Origin of the sequence: Leadbetterella sp. DM7, from assembly GCF_040829825.2 — a bacterium.
Classification (GTDB): Bacteria; Bacteroidota; Bacteroidia; order Cytophagales; family Spirosomataceae; genus Leadbetterella.
The window spans coordinates 121,833-140,848 of the sequence record NZ_JBFOLH020000006.1 but is presented as its reverse complement, the minus strand read 5'-3'; the positions used below and the strand labels follow the sequence as shown (position 1 = coordinate 140,848).

16 protein-coding genes are annotated in these 19,016 nt (G+C 50.4%); 10 read left to right on the top strand and 6 right to left on the bottom strand.

The annotated features are described in order from the left end of the window. The first annotated feature begins 171 nt into the window (after window positions 1-171). The 4 genes from AB2U10_RS09345 to AB2U10_RS09330 all read left to right on the top strand — a co-directional run bounded on the left by AB2U10_RS09345 (window position 172) and on the right by AB2U10_RS09330 (window position 5,811). A complete protein-coding gene (locus tag AB2U10_RS09345; RefSeq protein WP_367913825.1) occupies window positions 172-726 on the top strand; it encodes a hypothetical protein in 555 nt (184 codons plus the stop codon). Between the two features lie 78 nt (window positions 727-804). After that, window positions 805-1,605, top strand: a complete 801-nt coding sequence (locus AB2U10_RS09340) for a fimbrial biogenesis chaperone (RefSeq protein WP_367913824.1) — start codon at window positions 805-807, stop codon at window positions 1,603-1,605. 445 nt (window positions 1,606-2,050) lie between these two features. Continuing rightward, a complete protein-coding gene (locus AB2U10_RS09335) occupies window positions 2,051-2,635 on the top strand; it encodes a hypothetical protein (protein ID WP_367913823.1) in 585 nt (194 codons plus the stop codon). Then, window positions 2,632-5,811: a hypothetical protein gene (locus tag AB2U10_RS09330; RefSeq protein WP_367913822.1), complete on the top strand. Its 3,180-nt coding sequence runs from the start codon at window positions 2,632-2,634 to the stop codon at window positions 5,809-5,811. The genes AB2U10_RS09335 and AB2U10_RS09330 overlap by 4 nt, the downstream gene beginning before the upstream one ends. A 98-nt stretch (window positions 5,812-5,909) precedes the next feature. Here the strand turns inward: AB2U10_RS09330 and AB2U10_RS09325 are convergent, their stop codons facing one another. From AB2U10_RS09325 to AB2U10_RS09305, 5 genes are all read right to left on the bottom strand, one after another. Then, the gene (locus AB2U10_RS09325) at window positions 5,910-6,806 is read right to left on the bottom strand and encodes a glycosyltransferase (protein WP_367913821.1); all 897 of its coding nucleotides are present in this window, start codon (window positions 6,804-6,806) and stop codon (window positions 5,910-5,912) included. A gap of 161 nt (window positions 6,807-6,967) precedes the next feature. Then, window positions 6,968-8,485: an oligosaccharide flippase family protein gene (locus AB2U10_RS09320; RefSeq protein ID WP_367913820.1), complete on the bottom strand. Its 1,518-nt coding sequence runs from the start codon at window positions 8,483-8,485 to the stop codon at window positions 6,968-6,970. A gap of 7 nt (window positions 8,486-8,492) precedes the next feature. Beyond that, window positions 8,493-9,224, bottom strand: coding sequence for a TylF/MycF/NovP-related O-methyltransferase (locus tag AB2U10_RS09315; protein ID WP_367913819.1), 732 nt, complete (start codon window positions 9,222-9,224; stop codon window positions 8,493-8,495). Next, on the bottom strand, window positions 9,221-10,333 hold the full coding sequence (locus AB2U10_RS09310; protein ID WP_367913818.1) for a glycosyltransferase: 1,113 nt from the start codon (window positions 10,331-10,333) through the stop codon (window positions 9,221-9,223). The genes AB2U10_RS09315 and AB2U10_RS09310 overlap by 4 nt, the downstream gene beginning before the upstream one ends. A gap of 1 nt (window position 10,334) precedes the next feature. Next, on the bottom strand, window positions 10,335-11,036 hold the full coding sequence (locus tag AB2U10_RS09305) for a class I SAM-dependent methyltransferase (protein ID WP_493820422.1): 702 nt from the start codon (window positions 11,034-11,036) through the stop codon (window positions 10,335-10,337). Window positions 11,037-11,226: 190 nt separating this feature from the next. Here AB2U10_RS09305 and AB2U10_RS09300 point away from each other — a divergent pair, with 190 nt between their 5' ends. From AB2U10_RS09300 to AB2U10_RS09275, 6 genes are all read left to right on the top strand, one after another. After that, complete coding sequence (locus AB2U10_RS09300; protein ID WP_367913816.1) at window positions 11,227-12,423, top strand: pyridoxal phosphate-dependent aminotransferase; 1,197 nt, start codon at window positions 11,227-11,229, stop codon at window positions 12,421-12,423. Beyond that, the gene (gene rsmH / locus AB2U10_RS09295; RefSeq protein WP_367913815.1) at window positions 12,424-13,341 is read left to right on the top strand and encodes a 16S rRNA (cytosine(1402)-N(4))-methyltransferase RsmH; all 918 of its coding nucleotides are present in this window, start codon (window positions 12,424-12,426) and stop codon (window positions 13,339-13,341) included. Window positions 13,342-13,446: 105 nt separating this feature from the next. Further along, window positions 13,447-13,824: an FtsL-like putative cell division protein gene (locus tag AB2U10_RS09290; RefSeq protein WP_367913814.1), complete on the top strand. Its 378-nt coding sequence runs from the start codon at window positions 13,447-13,449 to the stop codon at window positions 13,822-13,824. 2 nt (window positions 13,825-13,826) lie between these two features. Continuing rightward, window positions 13,827-15,926 carry a peptidoglycan D,D-transpeptidase FtsI family protein gene (locus tag AB2U10_RS09285; RefSeq protein WP_367913813.1) on the top strand — a complete coding sequence of 700 codons (2,100 nt, stop codon included), beginning with the start codon at window positions 13,827-13,829 and terminating at the stop codon, window positions 15,924-15,926. 4 nt (window positions 15,927-15,930) lie between these two features. After that, window positions 15,931-17,142, top strand: coding sequence for a M14 family zinc carboxypeptidase (locus AB2U10_RS09280; protein ID WP_367913812.1), 1,212 nt, complete (start codon window positions 15,931-15,933; stop codon window positions 17,140-17,142). After that, entirely contained in the window at window positions 17,126-17,869 is a 744-nt protein-coding gene (locus AB2U10_RS09275; RefSeq protein ID WP_367913811.1) for a hypothetical protein, read from the top strand. The genes AB2U10_RS09280 and AB2U10_RS09275 overlap by 17 nt, the downstream gene beginning before the upstream one ends. Here AB2U10_RS09275 and AB2U10_RS09270 read toward each other — a convergent pair. Then, window positions 17,833-18,924, bottom strand: a complete 1,092-nt coding sequence (locus tag AB2U10_RS09270; RefSeq protein WP_367913810.1) for a DUF3810 domain-containing protein — start codon at window positions 18,922-18,924, stop codon at window positions 17,833-17,835. The genes AB2U10_RS09275 and AB2U10_RS09270 overlap by 37 nt on opposite strands. Window positions 18,925-19,016: the final 92 nt, after the last annotated feature.

Below are 19,016 nucleotides of genomic sequence, written 5' to 3'. Positions count from 1 at the left end.
CTTTTTAATAGGAGAATAAAAAGAAAACGTATAAACTTTCGAATAAAAATAGGAAATTCGGCCAATATTGAAAATTTGGCACATGCTTTGTAATGGACATACACATCCTGACGAACAGGATATATAAAAAAACAAGTTAAAACAATAAATGGGTAAAACCAAATAAGATCGATGAAAAAGACAATTTTAGCCGCCGTAACACTAATTTCTGTAGTTTTTGTAGGAACCGCAAATGCGCAGACAACAGCCGATGTGACTGTAAACATTAAACTTCAACCTGTTTATACGTTAGTAGTAAACCCAGGACAAAATACAATTAATTTGGTTTATACCACAAAAAATGATTATGCTAATGGGGTTAGTTCGCTAGCACAAGCGAACCACTTAACTGTCTTTAGCACGGGAGGTTTTGTTATAAATGCAAAGACCGGGGGTGATTTTACAAACGCTAAAGACGCTGAAGTAATCGAAGCCTCAACGGTTTCTGTTGTAGCAACTGATGGGTCAGCAGCACCAGTAGGAGGCGATCTCACTTATACAAAGCAAAACCTTTCCAATAGTGATAAACAGATTATCAAAAGTACAAAAGGAGGTAGAGATAAAAACTTTAACATTACATATGAGGGTGCAGGTGATGACGCATACATTAATATGTTCAGTAAAGGACGTGACGCAAGTGAAAATGTCTACAAGGCTACAGTTACCTATACTATCGTAGCTGATTAATAAAATAATTTTCGTAGTTTTGTAAGATAAGGGTGTTGTGGGCTGGGCTTGCAGCACCCTTTTATCTTAAAAACAGCAATGAAAACGAGCTTTTTAACATTTTGTCTCCTATGGGGAAGTGTTATTTTCTGTAATGCACAAACCGGTATTTCGGTCTCTCCTCCGCGTGTTTATTTTGAAACAGCCCCGGGCCAGACGGCTGTTGAAAAGGTGAGTATAACCAATGCCAGCAAGAGTACGGTATTAGACTTGTCGATAAGCCTGGCCGATTGGGCTTATAACGAAAACGGTGATAATCTTATCCTCCCGGCTGACTCTCTGTCAAATTCTTTTGCTAAATGGGTAACTATCAGTGAAGGATCTTATTTTTCACTAAAGCCAGAAGAGACACGGGATCTGACGATAAATGTCAATATCCCGGCTATAGTAGACCCGAAGACAACTGTCTATACGGCATTACTTTTTGTAACTCAAATGAATCCTGTAGACGATGTGAACGCTCAAGGGTCGCAGATTAAACTCAGCGTGCGCTCTGGTATCAAATTGTACTGCCGACCTACCGGTCTGGCTAAAGTCAAAAAGCTGGAGATTACGGACCTGAAATTTGACTCTAAGGAAGGTGGACTAGCATTAGCATTTCAAAACCAGGGTAATGTATGGACCGATGGCGTAATTTATACAGATCTGCTGAATACAGGTACCGGGAAATCAGTAAAAATAGAGGAAGCTGGTTTCAGAACCCTGCCCGGTGATAAACGGGTAGTAAAAATTCCTCTTCCCAAAGATTTGGCGAAAGGAAATTATACGGCCACCATTATGATGGACTTTGGAAGTGATTCAGAAATGGAAGCAGCCGAATTGAAATTTACGTATGAATAAGCGTTGGATAGTGTTATTTGGTTTTTTGGCATTAACAGTAACAGTTAAAGCACAAAGGCTCACTGGAGACAGGCAAGGGTATATTACAATTAGTAATTATAGTGGTAATAGCAGACAGGCTGTAATATGGCTTGTTTTGGATGGGCAGAATGTGGTTAATATGCCTAATTGGAGAATTACAGCAAAGATAACCAGCCAGATACCCATTGACGGAAAAGTTTTCCCGGCTGACAAAGTAAGCTTACAACCAAGCTATACTTCAGGGACTGCAAACCCACCTCCGGTACCAAGTGTATCTCAAATTGGTTTTTACCCTAATGTTATTCTTAATACATATGAGCAGGATTTGGTAACTCAGTCTTCTGCGCCATTATATAATGATACACAGAACAAATACTATCAATGGTATTTTTATTTTGATTGGACTATTCTGGGGGGAAGTTATTTGGGAACACTTAAAAAATGGGGCGAGTACAAGTTCACTATTGAATTCCGCTTTTATAACAATAATAATCAGTTGGTGGGCACCTTACCTTTAGAACACACCGTACAAATTGCTGAGCTCTCCGGCACGCCTCCGAACCAGAATAACTTTAGTCTTACCGTGAACGGGGGAGCCCGTAACGGTGTCCTCACCCTGCAATCGCGCTCCGATTACGAAAACGGAACCAGTGTTACGTATAATAACGGACTCACGGTAAATACCAATGCGGCTTACCAGGTGATGGTGAATGCCAGCTCCGGTACGCCTCATTTTTCGTATAACGGGAACAACATTGACCTTGACGTGCTCAAGGTACAGCTTTCAGGCGGTGGATCGGGAGTTACGGAGCTTAACCCGGTGATTCTTTCTACCAGTGCGCAACGCATAGCCAAAGGAAATTCTACGGGCAACAGTAACCTGGATTTTAATGTGGGGTATTCCATTAACATGGCCCAGAAAGATAAACTGCTCTACGCCTATAAAGATAACCAGCAAGCAGAAACGAACTATACCACCACGCTGCAGTATACCATTTTGGCGCAATGAAAAAAACCGGGTTAAAGTACATAGGGATCCTGCTGCTGGCTGCAGCATTTGCCGCCCCCTTCTTGTGGGAGTGGCAGGGGAACTCTTTACCGCAGCCCGAAGCGCCCCGGCAGGAGGTCCCTGAAGAGCCGGTCGCTCAGCCCGTCGATTCCGTCATACACGAAAATACCGATTTACCGGAAGCGATCCCGGTGCCCCGGGTAACGGTTCCTGAAGCCGTTATGCCGGCAAAAAAAGATCCTCCAACGCAAGATATAGATCCTGAAAATCAAATAGAACAGGATGAAAATATTCTGAAATCTGCTATTTCAGGAAATGAAATAACCCGGCCGGTAACACCGGTAGATACGGCCGAAGCCATTGCCTCAGAGATCCCGGTAGCTATACCGGAAGAAGTACCGGGAGAGGTGCCGCCGGCGCTTCCGCCCCTGGCCCGTGTAGAGGCCGATATGCCTGCCGTACTGGACTATTCGGGCAGCAAAATTGTACGGACCTCCCTCCGCTTCGTCAACCGGTCGGAAAGGAAATTTACCGGCGACCTGGTGGTGAAAGTACCGCCGGGGGTCAGGAGCATTTCCGGGGAGCGGATTAATGTAACCATGAATAGCGGGGATACCCTGTTTGTGCCCGCCGTGTTTATGATAGGCGGTACGGTACCGGCAGGAGAAAACCGGATCGACTATACGCTGAAAGACCAATACAACCGGGAAGTGGAAAAAGGAAGTACCCGTATCCCGGTAACAGAAAACGTTAATCTGCAGCTAAGCCTGGACCAGCCCTTCCTGATGATCACAAACATGGCCGACTCGGTGGCCCTGGGGGCACGGGTTCACAACCGGGGCAATACCGATCAGCCCGTTACCGTGGTGATAGGTGTGCCGCTTAACCGGGGCGGGAAATCATTTTATGAGCTCAGAGGCCTGGTAAGGGCCGGCCGCGACAGCCTGTTTGTATTGAAGGTGCTGCCGTCAGATATTCAATGGAACGAAAGCAGCGTGGCGTATGTCAACATCAGCGGCCTGTATGGTCCCGGTAAACAGACATTCGGGAGTGTGAGCCTGGGTGTGCAAAGCGTGATCTCGTCGCGCCGGTTTGTAGACAATACCTGGTCAGCTCCATTATTGTACGACAACACGTACATTCCGGGAGATATTACACTCAGTTACCGGCAATTTGGCCAGAGTACTATGTACCAGGTGATGGGAGGTGGTCATATTGATTTGCCTGTTGGCAACCTGGCCCTGCAGGGACTTGTATACAAAATAGAAGGCCAGGACGAGCTGATGGCCCTTAATACCCAACTGGCTTACCGGTATAACCGTAGCAGCCTGGCCGTGGGCAATATCAATGAACCCCTGGAATATTCTAGTTTCGGTAGGGGGGTAAAAGCGGTAGTTTCAGATAAATCCGGAAAGAATACCGTTAAAGTGGGAGTGGTAGATAACCAGTTTAACCTCTTCAGCGCACATCCCTTATTTGAAAACGGCTACAGCATGTTTGTTAAAGATTATATCGGTGCGCCTGATGCCAAAGATAACGTGATGCTGGATTATATGTTCAGGGAAGACCGCTGGGAACAGGCCAGGCATCACCTGGCCGGTGGCGAATGGCAGTGGAAAAAGGGTGACGACTGGCGGTTTTTGGTTCGATCGCACGGAGCATTATCAGACTATACCGGTAAAAACGGGCTGGTACCTTCCGGTTCTGCCGAGTTACAATACAACGGTTCGGTCAATAAAAATTCGCTTTCCGGCAATTTCTACTATAGCTCGTCCTATTTCCCGGGTAACCGGAGGGGGACCATTAACCTGCAGCAAAGCTTTAACCGGCAGCTGAAAGGCGGGGCCGCTTTCCGGGCTAATGCATTCTATGCAGATTTCGCTCCCCGGTCGTATCACTACACCATGAACGTGGAAACCAGTAACGGCAGGGTAGAAGGTGTTTATACCTTCCCCCGTACCGGGAAAACCGGCCTGGGCCTGGGCTACCAATACCAGGCAGAAAGCGGGAACATGGCCTACCTGGCCAACAGCGACCTGGTCAAAGACCGGGCCGTTACCTATGCGCACAGGATGGTAGAAAACCTGAACTGGAGAAACGGGAAACACTACGTGAACCTCGGGCTGGAAAACGGGGTGGTGAAGCTCTTTAACCGCGATAGCTGGGAGCCCCAGGGAAGAGCCCAGCTTTTCTACAGCTTCGGTCGTTTTAACCTGAATTCCACCTACCAGCACGGTGGTTACTACCTGAGTGAGCAGAACTTTGCTCAGCAAATGAACAAGGTGACCCGGCGATTAATGACCAATGTTTCCTGGAACCAGGACTACCTGAATCATGACCTGACAGTGAACACGGGTCTTAATTACAGCCGCGACTTTATCATGGGCTCTACCTGGTCAGCCTCGCTGAATTCCCGTTATCGCGTAAATCACCGCTATTCGGTATTTCTGAACAGCGTGGTGTACAGCTATTCGTATTCTAAAAATATATCCCTCAGTACCTATAACAGCACCATGTACAGTGTGGAAGGAGGCGTGACCCTTGATCTCCACCAGGCAAAACCGGCTACCGGTAAGAAAAGCAAGCTGACCGTTACTGTGTTCCACGATAAAAATGGCAACAATGTGCGGGATTCGGATGAAAGCCCGGCCACAGATTATATGATCTTCCTGGGCGATAAAGTATTTATAACCGATGAGAACGGACGGTTTACCTATTCATCCCTGCCTTTCGGTACCTATACCGTTAAAGCCGGGGCACAGGCGGGCTGGTTCCATACAGAAACCCCTATACTGGTAAACGGATTTAGGGAAACGGTAGAAATTCCGCTCAAACAGGCCGGTTCTGTACGGGGAAGCATCCGGTACAGCTACGATGAGCGAACCGCCAAAGACTTTGTACCTGTATTGGGTGGGCTGAGTGTACGGATTCTCCGCGACGGAGTGCCCGTGCAACGGGCCGTGACCGACAATGACGGCCGGTTTATGGCATTTTTGCCTAACGGGACATACACTGCGGAGCTGGAAACCGGTGCATTGGACGCCAACGCCTATATACAGAACAAAATGCAGGCATTTATAGTAGAAGCAGGCCAGATCTCCAGCCTGGAACCTTTCACGGTAGAAATCCGAAGCAAAAAGATCAATATCCGTCAATTCGTACAAAACACGCCATAAATAAGAAAAATGGGATTATTTCATTCTGAAATACCTGTTTTATCAAACAGGTAGTCTTGGAGAGAAGGGGGTATCTACTCGGAACTCTCTACTCGGAACTACCATACCCTAAACTTCCACCAATTAATCACTTTCCTGAATAAACTCGGCCGGTTGTTCCGTCGGATAAACCGGGTGATCGCTGTACTTGGCCGGATATCCGGGTCGAGGCGCAGGGCTCCTTCTTCAAAGTCCAGTTCCTGGCGAAGGGTAGCAGCAACCGGGTTGGAACCGGAACCGTCATCGCCGATAGTCCGTATTTTGGAACGTAGGGGAATAAGGCAATACCCTCCGTATTTTACATGGTGGTAGGTCCAGCGTACGGCCCACGAGTTGATCATGCCTTTTTGCTGTTTGATAATCATGGGGAGAATATCCTCTCCTGCGTCTTTCAGCTGATCCTGTCTTTCTGTACTATTCATAAATTCAGGAAAATCGCTGACCTGCCAGTCCGTTTTTCCCCAGCGGTCTTTCCAGGTACCCCAACCCAGGGAAGAAGCCCGGAGAACCAGGGCCGTGTCATCGGGGTAATCTTGTACAGCGCCTATGCCAAAACTATATCCTGAAACAGAGAAAACGAGCGGATTTTCTTCAAAAATATGGAGTGCCTCATTCATATAAACCAGGAAGTCGGCTGTACACAGCAGATCATCTTCCATCACAATCACCTTCCCGTGCGTATTGACTACTTCAGTAACTCCTTCAATCACCGACCGGGCCAGCCCCTTATTTTTGGGTGCGGCTACTACCCTAACCGACCGGAACCCGCTGACAGTGGCCAGGTAGGCTCTTACGGCTTCTATCTGTGGTTCGTCTGCCTCCTTCCGCGGGCCGTCAGAAAATACAATCAGCTCTGATTGCGCTGCCAGCGAATTGGCCGCCAGTGCCTCTACGGTCCTCTGCAGGTGATCGGGCCGGTTATAACAGAAAATTACAATGGGTGCAAGTGTCATCATCAACATTTACCTTATCTCACAAATATAAACACAGATCGTAGTGAACTTTGTGAAAACTACTTCGTGGTCTTTGTGTAAAATAAAACTTTTCACAAAGACCACAGAAAAAAGGCACAAAGTACACCAGGAAAAAAGAACGGCATCATGAGATTTACAGCCCCTCACGAGCGTTTCCTCCAAAGGGCCGCCCCCCGCTCCTTCACCAGCAAAACCACCCCGTTCAGATCGGGAGAAACCCGGGTAAACAGTACTCCGCCTCCGAAAATAAAGACAATGGCCAGGCCCTTCGCCATGATCTCCAGGAGATTCGGCACCAGGCCGCCGCCTTCGTGCCAGTCCAGCAGCAGCGTGCTGCCGTAGGCTAAGAGGGCCAGCCCGGCTACAATCAGTGTGTTCCTGCTGAACGGTTGCATATCGAGCTTTCGCCAGATAAAAAGGTATTTGGCCAGGTTATAGAGCAGGGTAGAAATAAATATGGCTGCAGCAGCTCCGTTATAGCCGATCACCGGGATCAGCAGGATATTGGTAATGGTGAGTACCGCAAAACGCAAAAGAAACATCAGGAAATCTACCCGGTAATAAGCCGAATTTTTAAGGAGCTCCGAATTTAGCCCGGTAGCCATGTCAAACACGTTAGCCAGCCCGATCAGCAGCACCACGTATTTCCCGGCCCGGTACTTGTCGGGGTTGGGAATAATCTCAAAAATAGAATCGATATTACACCATACCCCCAGGAAGAGAAAAAGCCCGATGATACCCAGGTTCAGGGCAGATTTGCTATAAATGGTCTTTACCTCCGTAGTATTGCCTTCGGCCCAGGCACGCGCCAGAACGGGGTCACTGATAGAAGCAATGGTATTGCGGGGAATGGATATCACCAGGGCAATATTCAGGGCAATGGTAAAAATGGCGGTATGGGTGAGCCCGTCGTTAAACATGGGCAGGATAAGCTTTTCCAGGTGAGGCAGCGCAGTAGCGGCAGCACCGCCGGCCATGGTCCACAGGCCGTATTTCACAATCTCCGGGAAAACGGGCGACTTCACCACGGTCCAGTCCCATACCAGGAACAGGCGTCCAAGCTGCCGGATATACAAGAGAAGCAGCAAAAGCGCGATGACAAAAATAACCGCCAGTCCTGCTACCATTTGTGAAAGGCTGAACCACCCGAGATAATACCCGATCACCAGGAACGAGTTGGCTAATTTCATGTAAATTTCGCGTACCACTGCAGGAACCACCACCTTAAGATGTGCCCGGCAGTAGGCTTCCAGCACGGTCTGGTAGAGTGTGGAAAAGGTCAGAACGGGCAGAACCCAGGAAAAGGTGATCAGGGCGGGAGATTCCCGGTAAAGATCCTCAAACAAGCCCCTGAAGCCGTAAAAAGCCAGCAGGAATACCAGGAAGCCGGCCAGGGGTATCAGCAGCAGAAATGTAAGAATACCGTGATGCTTTTTCTCCTCATTGGCGAAGCGGTTAAAAAACCGTACGGCCACATGCGGGATGCCGAGGTTAATGAAGCCGGCCGCCACCACCGGGAAGCTGAGCAGGATAGCATACAGGCCGTATTCTTCGGTGGTCAGTAGCTTATTGTACAGGAACAGCACGTTGATGGTTCCTATAACCACACCCACATAATTCACGATGGAGGTTTTGAGGCTTTCACGGATGATGACTCCCATAAAATGATCAGGGTTTTACGGCTATCCGGCCGGTATAATCAATACGGTTCAAAAGCAGCTTTTTATCGGCAAAATATTCATCTACCGCTTTCCTGCAGCCTTCCCAATGGCCGTAATCGTCTATGATCAGGATCCCGTCTTTCTGAAGCAGCGGGTACAGGTGAACCAGCTCATGCAGGGTACTTTCATACCAGTCGGTGTCTAAGCGCAGCAATGCAATTTTTTCCGGGGAGGTGCCCGGCAAAGTGTCTTCCACCTTTCCTTTCACAAAAACCAGGTTTTCCCGGGGATAACCGGTAGAAAACAGGTTTTGGGTCACATCTTCTATCCCGGCCAGGCACCAGACCGACGTTTCTTTCCGGTCTTTGCTTTGTTCCAGCATTTCAGCGGCGTTCCGGCCTGTAAAATCCCTGTCGGCTTCCGTAGGGTCTGACATCCCTTCAAAGGTATCATACAGGTAAATTTTCCGGTGGGTAGCACCCAGGTGAGCCAGGGTATGAGCAATCAGCATGGAGCTTCCGCCCCGCCACACGCCACACTCCACGAAGTCGCCGGGGATATCGTTTTTAATGGCGTATTTAACCGCAGTATACAGGCTGTACATCCGCTCAATGCTGGTCATGGTATACGGTTTGGATTTCCTGAAAACAGACAGGAAATCAGCATCGTCTGTAAAATCTTCGTCTTTGGGTATTCGCTGTACCCGGTAGCCGAAGGGTTTTAAAAGCTTGGATATCATGGTGTGACCGGTTGAAATATTTTTCTGAATGTTGCCGTTTGTCTTTCCGTGCTGTAATTGGCCAGCATATGCCTGCGCCCGGCTTCTCCCATTTGCCGGGCCAGAAGCGGGTCTTGCGCCAGCCTGATCATATAAGAGGCCATCTCCTCCCAGTCGCCTTCTGCTACCAGGAAACCGGTTTCCCCGTGTATTACCGCTTCTTTTATTCCTGCATGAGCGGTACTTATTACGGGTAAGCCGCTGCTGGAAGCCTCAAGGATCGTGTTAGGGGTACCTTCCATATCGCCATCCTCCGCAGTCAGCGAATGCTGCACATACGCCCGGGCATGCTGCAGGGCTTCTGCCACTTCTGACGGGCTTTTCTTTCCCTGAAACGCTACCCGCTCAGAAATATGAAGCTCTTTGGCCAGGGCACGGGCCGGCTCCAGCAGGCCTCCGTCCCCGATTAAGATAAGCCGCGCATCGGCCGCTTCCTGCAGTACCCGTTGAAATGAACGAAGCAGCAGCAGCGGGTTCTTTTTGGCCGTAAAGCGGCCCACAAAAACAAATACCGGCCCGGTCTCGGCCGGATTACCCTGGCGGAAAAGGCCGGCATCTACGGCATAAGGATTGAGCCAGACCCTGCTCTCATCTGCTCCCAGCTCCAGCAGGCTGGCCTTCATATCGCCTGAAACCGCAATAAGGGCAGAAGCTGTGGTGAACAGGCGGCTATAGGCTGCACGGAATTTCAGAAGGGTATCGTAATGATGCGCATCAAAACCATGAAAATGCACCACCAGCGGGATACCCGCAGCCCTGCAGGCTTCCATCACGCTGACACCCATAGGACCATAGTTGGCCAGCACCCCTTCGATCTTGTTTTTACGGAAATATTTTTCCAGCTGCCGGGTGTACCAGGTATGATAAAGGGCCGGTGCCAGGTTGCGGAAAGTACCTCTGAAAAAACGGATATAAAAGGGAAAAGGTAAAAATGAGCGGCCTGAATCTTCTTCCAGGGTAGGATACCAGCCTTCGTACAGCACCTTTACCGGCTGTAAAAGCCGGATCTGCCGGTCAATGAAGGTCTCCGAATAAGCCTTATGATTGGGTTTGAGGATACAGAGGCGCATATCAGAGCGGTTTTTCTGCTACCAGGATGTACGTACAGGCGTCAGCGTCCCGGCTGGCCTGTGAGCTGAGCTGGTCCAGCAGCCAGATCTGGGGCTGAAAAAAAAGCGCAAACAGGGGCCGGGTGAACCGGGGAAATTTGAACAGGAGACCGTCCTGCAGCAATTGCATACCCATAGCTGCCCGGCCGAGGATGCCTGAAAAATAGTTGATCTCAAAACCGGCTTCCGACACCACCTTCCGGAGGCCGGAGGAGGTCCATCGCCAGTAATCGGTAGGATCCGGGTGGTACATCCAGTAGCCGTGGGTGCTCAGCACAAGCTTACCGCCTTTTTTCAGAATCCGGAAAGACTCACTGAGGTACAGGGCCGGATTGACCACGTGCTCCAGCACCTGCGTGGAAAGCACCACATCCACGCTTTCGTCAGGCAGCCCGATATTGCCTTCCGGCGAAACAGGAATGTCTGCCCCCGGGTTTTCGGCCAGATCCAGTCCGATATATTGCTTAATATGCGGCCGGATGATCGGCTCATAGGGCTTATTCCCGCAGCCGTAGTCGGCCAGAACGCACTCCCGGAAATTGAAATACTGCCCGAAAACAAATTCAATCTTTTTCCGGAGCTGAATCAGATAATGGTATCTAACGCCCATCCGGCCCAGAAGCCTGGGGTACAGCCGCTCTATACCTGCCTCCCTTTCGTTCATAATGCTGGCACTTTTCCGCAAAAGTACCACTTTAACCATTAAGGATACGGAATTTATACATTCTTTTCTTCCCGGAGTTTGCCGGAAATCAGCAGGAAGGCACGTAAAAACAACGATTATATGCGGACATGTCAAGGTATTCTCCTAATTTTGTGCACTTTTACAAAAACTTAAAATTTAGAATAAAGCAATGGCACAGTCATTAGCCGACAGAATCAATAATCTCGAAGAATCATCTACCCTTCTGATGTCCAAAAAGTCGAGAGAACTGGCTGCTCAGGGACACAAAGTGATCAACTTGTCGATCGGAGAGCCCGACTTCAAGACACCAAAGCATATCTGTGAGGCAGCGAAAGATGCCATTGACAAAGGTTTTCATTCCTACACCCCGGTAGCGGGTATCCCGGAACTGCGCAAAGCAATTGCCGAAAAGTTCAGACGCGATAACCACATCGACTGGAACCCGGAGAACGTTATTGTTTCTACAGGCGCCAAGCATTCGCTGGCCAACGTGATCCAGGTGCTGGTGAACCCCGGTGATGAAGTGGTTATCCTGGCCCCCTACTGGGTAAGCTACTCGGAAATGGTAAAGCTGGCCGAAGGGAAATCGGTAATTGTGGAAGGAGCGTTTGAAAACGATTTTAAAGTAACTCCTGAACAGCTGGAACAAGCCATCACACCGAAAACGAAGGTGATCATGTTTGCTTCGCCCAATAACCCCACGGGAGCCGTTTACAGCGAAGAAGAATTAAGAGCGATAGCCAAAGTAGTAGAAAAGCACCCCGATGTTTTTGTGCTGGCCGATGAAATCTACGAATACATCAATTTCCGGGAAGAAGGACACTTCAGCATAGGTTCGATACCGGAAATAAAAGACCGGGTCATCACGGTGAACGGTATGGCCAAAGGGTTTGCCATGACCGGGTGGAGGATCGGGTATATCGGTGCCGCCAAATGGATCGTTGACGGGGTGGAAAAGCTTCAGGGACAGGTAACCTCCGGAACCAACCATATTGCCCAGCGGGCTTCTGTGGTGGCCTGGGATGACCTGAGTGTAACCGCTACCATGCGGAATGCCTACCTGGAGCGGAGAAATATTGTGGTAGGCCTGCTGAAAGAAATTCCGGGCTTTAAAGTAAATGTACCGGAAGGCGCCTTCTATGCGTTCCCGGATGTAAGCTATTATTTCGGAAAATCAGACGGCAGCACGGTAATCCGGAACTCGGATGACCTGGCCCTGTGGCTGCTGGAAAAAGCCCATGTGGCTACCGTAGCGGGATCCGGCTTCGGCGCCCCCAATTGTATCCGTATCTCCACGGCCGCTTCGGAAGACTCCCTGCGCGAAGCCATCGGCAGAATTAAAGAGGCGGTAGCTACCCTGAAATAAATGGAGGAAGAATATGCATACCACCGCCCGGTGATGCTGGCAGAATGCCTGGAGGGTCTGAATATCCGGCCCGGGGGCATTTATGTAGACGTCACTTTCGGCGGCGGCGGGCATTCGCGGGAAATACTGAAGCACCTTACCTCCGGTCATCTTTATGGATTTGACCAGGACGAAGACGCCCGCATCCAGTCGGAGAAAATAACCTCCGGAAACTTTACGTTTATCCGGGCCAACTTCCGGAATATCCGGAAATACCTTAAAGTATACGGGGTGAACCAGGTAGACGGCATCCTGGCCGACCTGGGCATCTCCTCCCACCAGATCGATACGGCTGAACGGGGTTTTTCCACCCGGTTTGAGGGGGAGCTCGATATGCGGATGAACCGCTCGGGCGACCTGACGGCAAAAGATATCGTAAACGAATACACAGAAGAGCAGCTGCACCGGATTTTCGGCATGTATGGCGAGCTGAAAAACGCCCGTACCGTAGCCCGGAACATCGTGAATGCCCGTACGGGTTCGCCCCTGGTAACCATCTCTGACCTGAAAAAAGTACTGGGCCCGGTGGCGCCGAGGGGCAAAGAAAATAAATTTTTTGCCCAGGTATTCCAGGCCCTCCGGATAGAGGTAAATGAAGAGATGCAGGCCCTGGAAGAATTCCTGCTGCAGGTGCCCGGGCTGCTGAATGCCGGCGGCAGGCTGGTGGTGATGTCGTACCATTCGCTCGAAGACCGGCCGGTGAAAAACTTCATCCGCAGCGGAAAATTTTACGGGGAAGTGGAGAAAGACATTTTTGGCAACGAGCTTAAACCGTTGCAGGCGGTAACCCGTAAGGCCGTTGAGGCCGGCGCCGATGAAATTGCACGCAACCCGAGGGCGCGCAGCGCCCGGCTCAGAATAGCAGAGAAGCCGGCGTAAAAAATCCGGAAATTTCCCGCCCCTGAATTTTTAGCGCAGACCCCTGTTGCAGTTGAGATTTTTATTTCTAATTTTGGGTAGTGCTTACCTAAAATATCAATTATCATGAATCAGTTTCGTCACCGGAAGTCGAAGGAGGCTGCCCGGCCCCAGAAGCGAAAACGCTGGTTAAGTTCTGCTGCAGACTGGATTACCCTTAAATTAGGACTGGAAGAGCGCCTGACGCCCGTAGCCCTGGCCCGTATCCTGTGGGTAGGCATGCTAGCCGTGGTGTATATTTATTTCCAGCATAATTTTGACCGCCTGATCCGGAACACGGAAAAAGCCGAAAAAGTACTGGAAGAAAAACGGGCCATGTATATCTCGCACAAAGCCAATTATCTTTTTGCCAGCAAGCAATCGGAAATAGAGAAAAAGCTGGAAGGAAAAGGCTTTACCAACGCGCAGTCGCCGATCAAAATATCCATGCAAAATCCGAAATAACCATGGCCGGAACCAGTAAAATAAAAGACACCTTTATCAGGAGGTCATGGAAAGTATGGGGTACGCTCCTGCTGCTTTCCATGCTTATTGTATTTAAGATCATTCGTTTCCAGACCACCCAAAAGGAAGAGCTCATGAACCTGGTGCGGGATACTCAGATGAAAGAACGGGTGATTGACGCCAAGCGGGGAAATATCTATGCCTCTGACGGATTTTCCATCCTGGCCACCTCCACGCCCGAGTACCGCATGGTGCTGGATCCTACCGTGGCACGGCCCCAGGCTTTTAAAACGGCGGTCAGCTCCCTGGCAGAAAAGCTGGCCGGGTATTTCAAAGATAAAAGTGCGGCGGCTTACAAAGAAAAGATCGTGAATGCCCGGAATGCGGGTCTCCGGTATATCGTATTAAACAATAGGCGCCTGACCTATAAAGAAAAGGCGGAGCTGGAAAAATTTCCCCTGTTTGACATGGGGCCGGCCAGGGGCGGAGGCTTTTTCGAAGAAAAAGAAATACGGTTTCATCCCTATCACAGCCTGGCAGAACGCACCATCGGCAACCTGGATAAAAAAGACATCCGGAGCGGGGCTACGGGTATTGAAGCTGAATTTGACACGTACCTGAGGGGTATAGACGGTAAGGGTTTCTACGAAAGGCTTCCCGGCGGGTATATGAAGCCGGTTGACCTTGAATCGGATATCGCCGCTACGCCCGGCCTGGATGTGGTCACGACCCTCGATGTGAATTTCCAGGATATTGCAGAGAGCGCATTGCGGACCCAGGTAAATAAAACTCAGGCCCGCTACGGGAGCGTGGTGCTGATGGAAATTGAAACGGGAGAAGTCAAGGCCATTGCCAACCTGACCCGCCACCTGGATACCGACGGACAGGCATACTTCAGTGATGATATCAATTATGCCGTTACCAGCGGCACAGACCCCGGCTCTACCTTTAAGCTGGCGTCTATGCTGGCCATGATGGAAAAATCGGGCCTGAAGCCCGGTGATTTTGCCGTAACCTGTAACGGGGAGCTCCGGCACAATAACGTGGCGTTTACCTGCTCACACCGGCACGGCGACCTGACCGTGCAGGAAGTTTTTGAAAAATCATGTAACATAGGCGTATACGCGCTTATGAAGCGAACCTTTGGCTTTTCGAAATCAGACGATTTTTACGCCTACCTTCAGAAATTTAACCTGGATAAGCCTACCGGCTTTCAGCTAAGGGGAGAGCCGGCACCGCTGATCAAAAATGCGGCGAGTAAAACCTTCAGCGGTACAACCATTCCGTGGATGGCCATCGGGTATGAATCGCGCATTACCCCTTTGCAGATGCTGGCCTTCTACAATGCCGTGGCAAACGGCGGGTACTGGGTGCAGCCCATGCTGGTGAAGGAAGTACGTTCGGGGAATACGCCGGTGCACACTTTCCAGGCCCGGCGGATGTCTACCCCGATTGCTTCGAAAAGCTCCATTGAAATGGCCCGGAAAATGATGGAGGGAGTGGTCAAAAACGGTACCGCCCGGAACATCAACTACGGGGAGTGTACCGTTGCCGGGAAAACAGGTACGGCTCAGAAAAGAATAGACGGCACGTACCGGAAAGGCCTGTACTACACTTCGTTTATCGGGTACTTCCCGGCCGATAAGCCGCGGTACAGCTGTGTTGTGGTCATTGATGAGCCGTTAGGCCAGAATGTATACGGGGGCGACGTTTGTGCACCGGTCTTCAAGACCATTGCCGATAAGATCTACGCCTACGATATGGGAATGCACAAGACCCGGATCGTTGAAGCCGAAGCCGGCAAGGCAGCCGGGAAGCTGGCAGCCGGCAGGGCTACAGACCAGGCCGTGATAGCCCGTAAGCTGAATTTTAACAACCGGCCCACAGGCGACGGGTGGATCAGGCCTGCCATAGTAGGGAAAGACTCGGTGGTTTGGGTAAGCCGGCAGGTAGACGCCGACCTCCATAACCTTATTGGCCTCACCCTACGGGATGCCCTGCCCGTACTGGAGAACAAAAACTACACGGTTCACCATACCGGCTTTGGCCGGATCGCCGATGTGCAGCTGGAAGGCCGCCGGGTTAATCTTGTATTACGATAATTTTATGAAAAGGCTGATCGATTTCCATGATTTTTTCCGGGAAAAGACATTAAAGAACCGGCGATTCAAACATCACGACATCCAACCCCTGATAGCAGGTTGCGGCTTTAAAAATGAGAGCGTGGGCTGCTCTTTTGAGGGGCGGGATATCCGGAAAATAACGGTAGGAAGCGGAAAGGCGAAAATTCTGCTGTGGTCGCAAATGCACGGCGATGAAGCAACGGCCACCATGGCGATTTTCGATATCCTGAATTTTTTGCGGTCCGGTGAGCCGGAATTCGCCTCTTTGCGGGAGACTATCCTCTCCGGGCTGGAGCTCCACTTTGTGCCCATGCTTAACCCGGATGGCGCCGAAAGGTTTCAGCGCAGAACAGCCCAGGAAATCGACATGAACCGCGATGCCCGCGCATTGCAATGCCCTGAAAGCCGCATTCTGAAGGGGCTGGTCTTTGACCTGCGCCCTGCGTTTGCGTTTAATCTCCATGATCAGCAGGTGTATTATGCCGTGGGAGATACGCCGGTACAAACCACTGTGGCCTTCCTGGCAACGGCCTATGACCCGGAGCGGCAATGGAACGGGGTCAGAACCCGCTCCATGCAGGTGATCTGTAAAATGAACGAAGAGCTGCAGCAGATCATCCCGGGCCGGGTAGCCCGGTTTTCAGACGAATTTGAACCCCGGGCCTTCGGAGATAATATCCAGCAGTGGGGGAGCAGCCTGATCCTGGTAGAGTCGGGCTCCTACCCGCAGGATCCCGAAAAGCAATATGTGAGGGCGTTAAACTTTCACGCCATACTGCAGGCGCTGTATGCAATTGCGCAGGAAAGCTATACCGGGTACCGCCTGGAAGAATACGAGGCTATCCCGGTCAATAACCGGGTATTCCTGGACCTGAAGATCAGTAACGTGACCATTCCGCACCCGATGGGCAACTATACGGCAGACCTGGGAATACTCCGCACAGAAAAAAATACGCGCGGAGCAAAGAATTTTACCGTTGACAGCGTTATAGAAGAAATAGGCGATCTTTCTGTTTTTCCCGGCATAGACGAATGGGATGCCGGGGGCGGGAAATTAAGGCCGGTGGGGGATTTCCCCGCACTGACGGAAAAATATAAACGTACCCCCGGGAAACTGCAAATAGGCGAAAAAGCTACTTTTGTGATAGACCACGGCAGAACACAGACCCTTGTACTGAATGGTAAAATTGTTTAAGCTCACCCTCTTCTTTGTTCTTTTGGCTACAGCTGCGCAGGCGCAGGAACGTTCTGTCTACGGCCGGGTGGTAGACAGCACAAGGCATGAAGGCATTAACGGGTTGATTATACAGAATACAATTTCCGGCCAGATGGTCAATACCAACAAGACCGGCGATTTTTTCATACGGGCCCAGCCCGGAGACTCCATCGTGGTGATGGACATCGGCTATGAAAGGATAGGTACCGTCTATGACGGCAAAAACCGCTACCCGGTAATTGCCACGCAGCGACAGCCCGTTATGCTGAAAGAGGTGGTCATCACCGACAGGCGTCGCCAGGACCTTCAAACCGAAATCGACGAGTTTCTGCGGAACCCTCAGAGTGGCGGGGCCATCCGGGAGGAGATCATTGGTAACCTGCTCTCTCCTGCCACCAGCCAGCCGGGCCTCGGCATATCGATTGACGGCCTCTATGAGCTCTGGGGAAAGAAGGGAAAGCTTGACCGGAAAGTAGCCGACCTGAAATACAACGATATCAAAGAATTTTACGTGGATCTGAAATACAACCGCAAGCTGGTGGCGCAGATCACCCACCTCGAAGACCACGAGATCGATGATTTTATGGCTTTCTGCCGGCCGGGCGATGATTTTATTCTCCGGGCAAACGACTATGACCTGACCGGGAAAATCCTCCAATGCCTGAAAGACTACAGAACTTCAAGGATTTTCAGGAAGGTGAAGTGATTTTCACCGGCTTTTCGGCGCTCATAAATGATCAGATCTACTACACCGTCATAGGACATGATACCGTATTCCCGGCCATTGGCTTTCAGAAAAATATTGTAAAAAGGAGAAATTACGTATTTCTGCAGGGGGTTCCGGTAGGGTGCCCAACGCGCATTGTCGATTTCGGCATCGTGATATACGGCAGAATCGAGGCGGCTGTAGAGCGTTCGGGCATAGGTGCTGTCTACACTCCGGAGGCGCATTAAAGAGCGCCATACCACGTTATAACGGGAGGAATATTGAAAGAGCTTGTCCGGGTGGTCTTTCCCGGCCAGCCAGGCAATGTAACTGGCTTCATCTTCTGACGCAAAACCCATCTGGTGGGCAATTTCATGCAGGGCCACGGCCGGCAGGTCAGTAGGGGTGTTTACCCGGTTTACATTGGCCTCACCACTCCAGAAAGTATAAATACCGCTGGTCCCCATAAAAGCCAGCAGCGGGCTGGCGGCCGCCATTTTAACCACCGGGGAACGGGGCTTGAAAAAAGGCGCATAGGTAGCAGATGCTTTTTCAAGGAGAACGGCAGGGTTAACCGAATAAACGGCGCTGTCGGTCAGTGCGCTGCGGGTACGGTTGGTTTGCTCTACCAGGTCTTCGCACAGGGCCTTCAGCTCTTCTACGGTGGCCGGCGAGGTATCATACTGCAGCAGCAGGCTGACCGGCTGGCGGTAATACAGCAGGCCCCAGGTAAGCGTATAAAAAAAGAAAACGGGGGAGGCCCATGCCAGCAGGGAAAGAAGGGTGTCTTTAAAAGACTTTTCCCTGCGGATGATCTGCAGGGTATTTCTGACCAGGAGAAAAAGCAATATGCCGGCCAGGAGATAAATGAGCACCAGGCCGAATGAAAAGGGAAACCACGAGGTAACCCGCCGGAGCAGGCCTGAAAGAGGACGAAAAATATGAGGAACAAATACGCTTTCTATCCACTGTGTCCGGGTGCGCAGGAAACGGAACAGCAAAAGCTGCAGGAGAAGGGTAATGAGCCCCAGGGTTCGCAGGGAGAGTTTTTGCATAGAAAGGTTTTTTAAATTAAAAACGAAAAGTTAAAAGTGAAAAGAATGTTCCATAACTTTTCACTTTTAACTTTTCGTTTTTCACTCTATAT

Coding starts and splice junctions, on each gene's coding strand:
- AB2U10_RS09345 (WP_367913825.1), top strand. CDS start 172: ATGAAAAAGACAATTTTAGCCGCCGTAACACTAATTTCTGTAGTTTTT.
- AB2U10_RS09340 (WP_367913824.1), top strand. CDS start 805: ATGAAAACGAGCTTTTTAACATTTTGTCTCCTATGGGGAAGTGTTATT.
- AB2U10_RS09330 (WP_367913822.1), top strand. CDS start 2,632: ATGAAAAAAACCGGGTTAAAGTACATAGGGATCCTGCTGCTGGCTGCA.
- AB2U10_RS09325 (WP_367913821.1), bottom strand. CDS start 6,806: ATGATGACACTTGCACCCATTGTAATTTTCTGTTATAACCGGCCCGAT.
- AB2U10_RS09320 (WP_367913820.1), bottom strand. CDS start 8,485: ATGGGAGTCATCATCCGTGAAAGCCTCAAAACCTCCATCGTGAATTAT.
- AB2U10_RS09315 (WP_367913819.1), bottom strand. CDS start 9,224: ATGATATCCAAGCTTTTAAAACCCTTCGGCTACCGGGTACAGCGAATA.
- AB2U10_RS09310 (WP_367913818.1), bottom strand. CDS start 10,333: ATGCGCCTCTGTATCCTCAAACCCAATCATAAGGCTTATTCGGAGACC.
- AB2U10_RS09305 (WP_493820422.1), bottom strand. CDS start 11,036: ATGAACGAAAGGGAGGCAGGTATAGAGCGGCTGTACCCCAGGCTTCTG.
- AB2U10_RS09300 (WP_367913816.1), top strand. CDS start 11,227: ATGGCACAGTCATTAGCCGACAGAATCAATAATCTCGAAGAATCATCT.
- rsmH (WP_367913815.1), top strand. CDS start 12,424: ATGGAGGAAGAATATGCATACCACCGCCCGGTGATGCTGGCAGAATGC.
- AB2U10_RS09290 (WP_367913814.1), top strand. CDS start 13,447: ATGAATCAGTTTCGTCACCGGAAGTCGAAGGAGGCTGCCCGGCCCCAG.
- AB2U10_RS09285 (WP_367913813.1), top strand. CDS start 13,827: ATGGCCGGAACCAGTAAAATAAAAGACACCTTTATCAGGAGGTCATGG.
- AB2U10_RS09280 (WP_367913812.1), top strand. CDS start 15,931: ATGAAAAGGCTGATCGATTTCCATGATTTTTTCCGGGAAAAGACATTA.
- AB2U10_RS09275 (WP_367913811.1), top strand. CDS start 17,126: ATGGTAAAATTGTTTAAGCTCACCCTCTTCTTTGTTCTTTTGGCTACA.
- AB2U10_RS09270 (WP_367913810.1), bottom strand. CDS start 18,924: ATGCAAAAACTCTCCCTGCGAACCCTGGGGCTCATTACCCTTCTCCTG.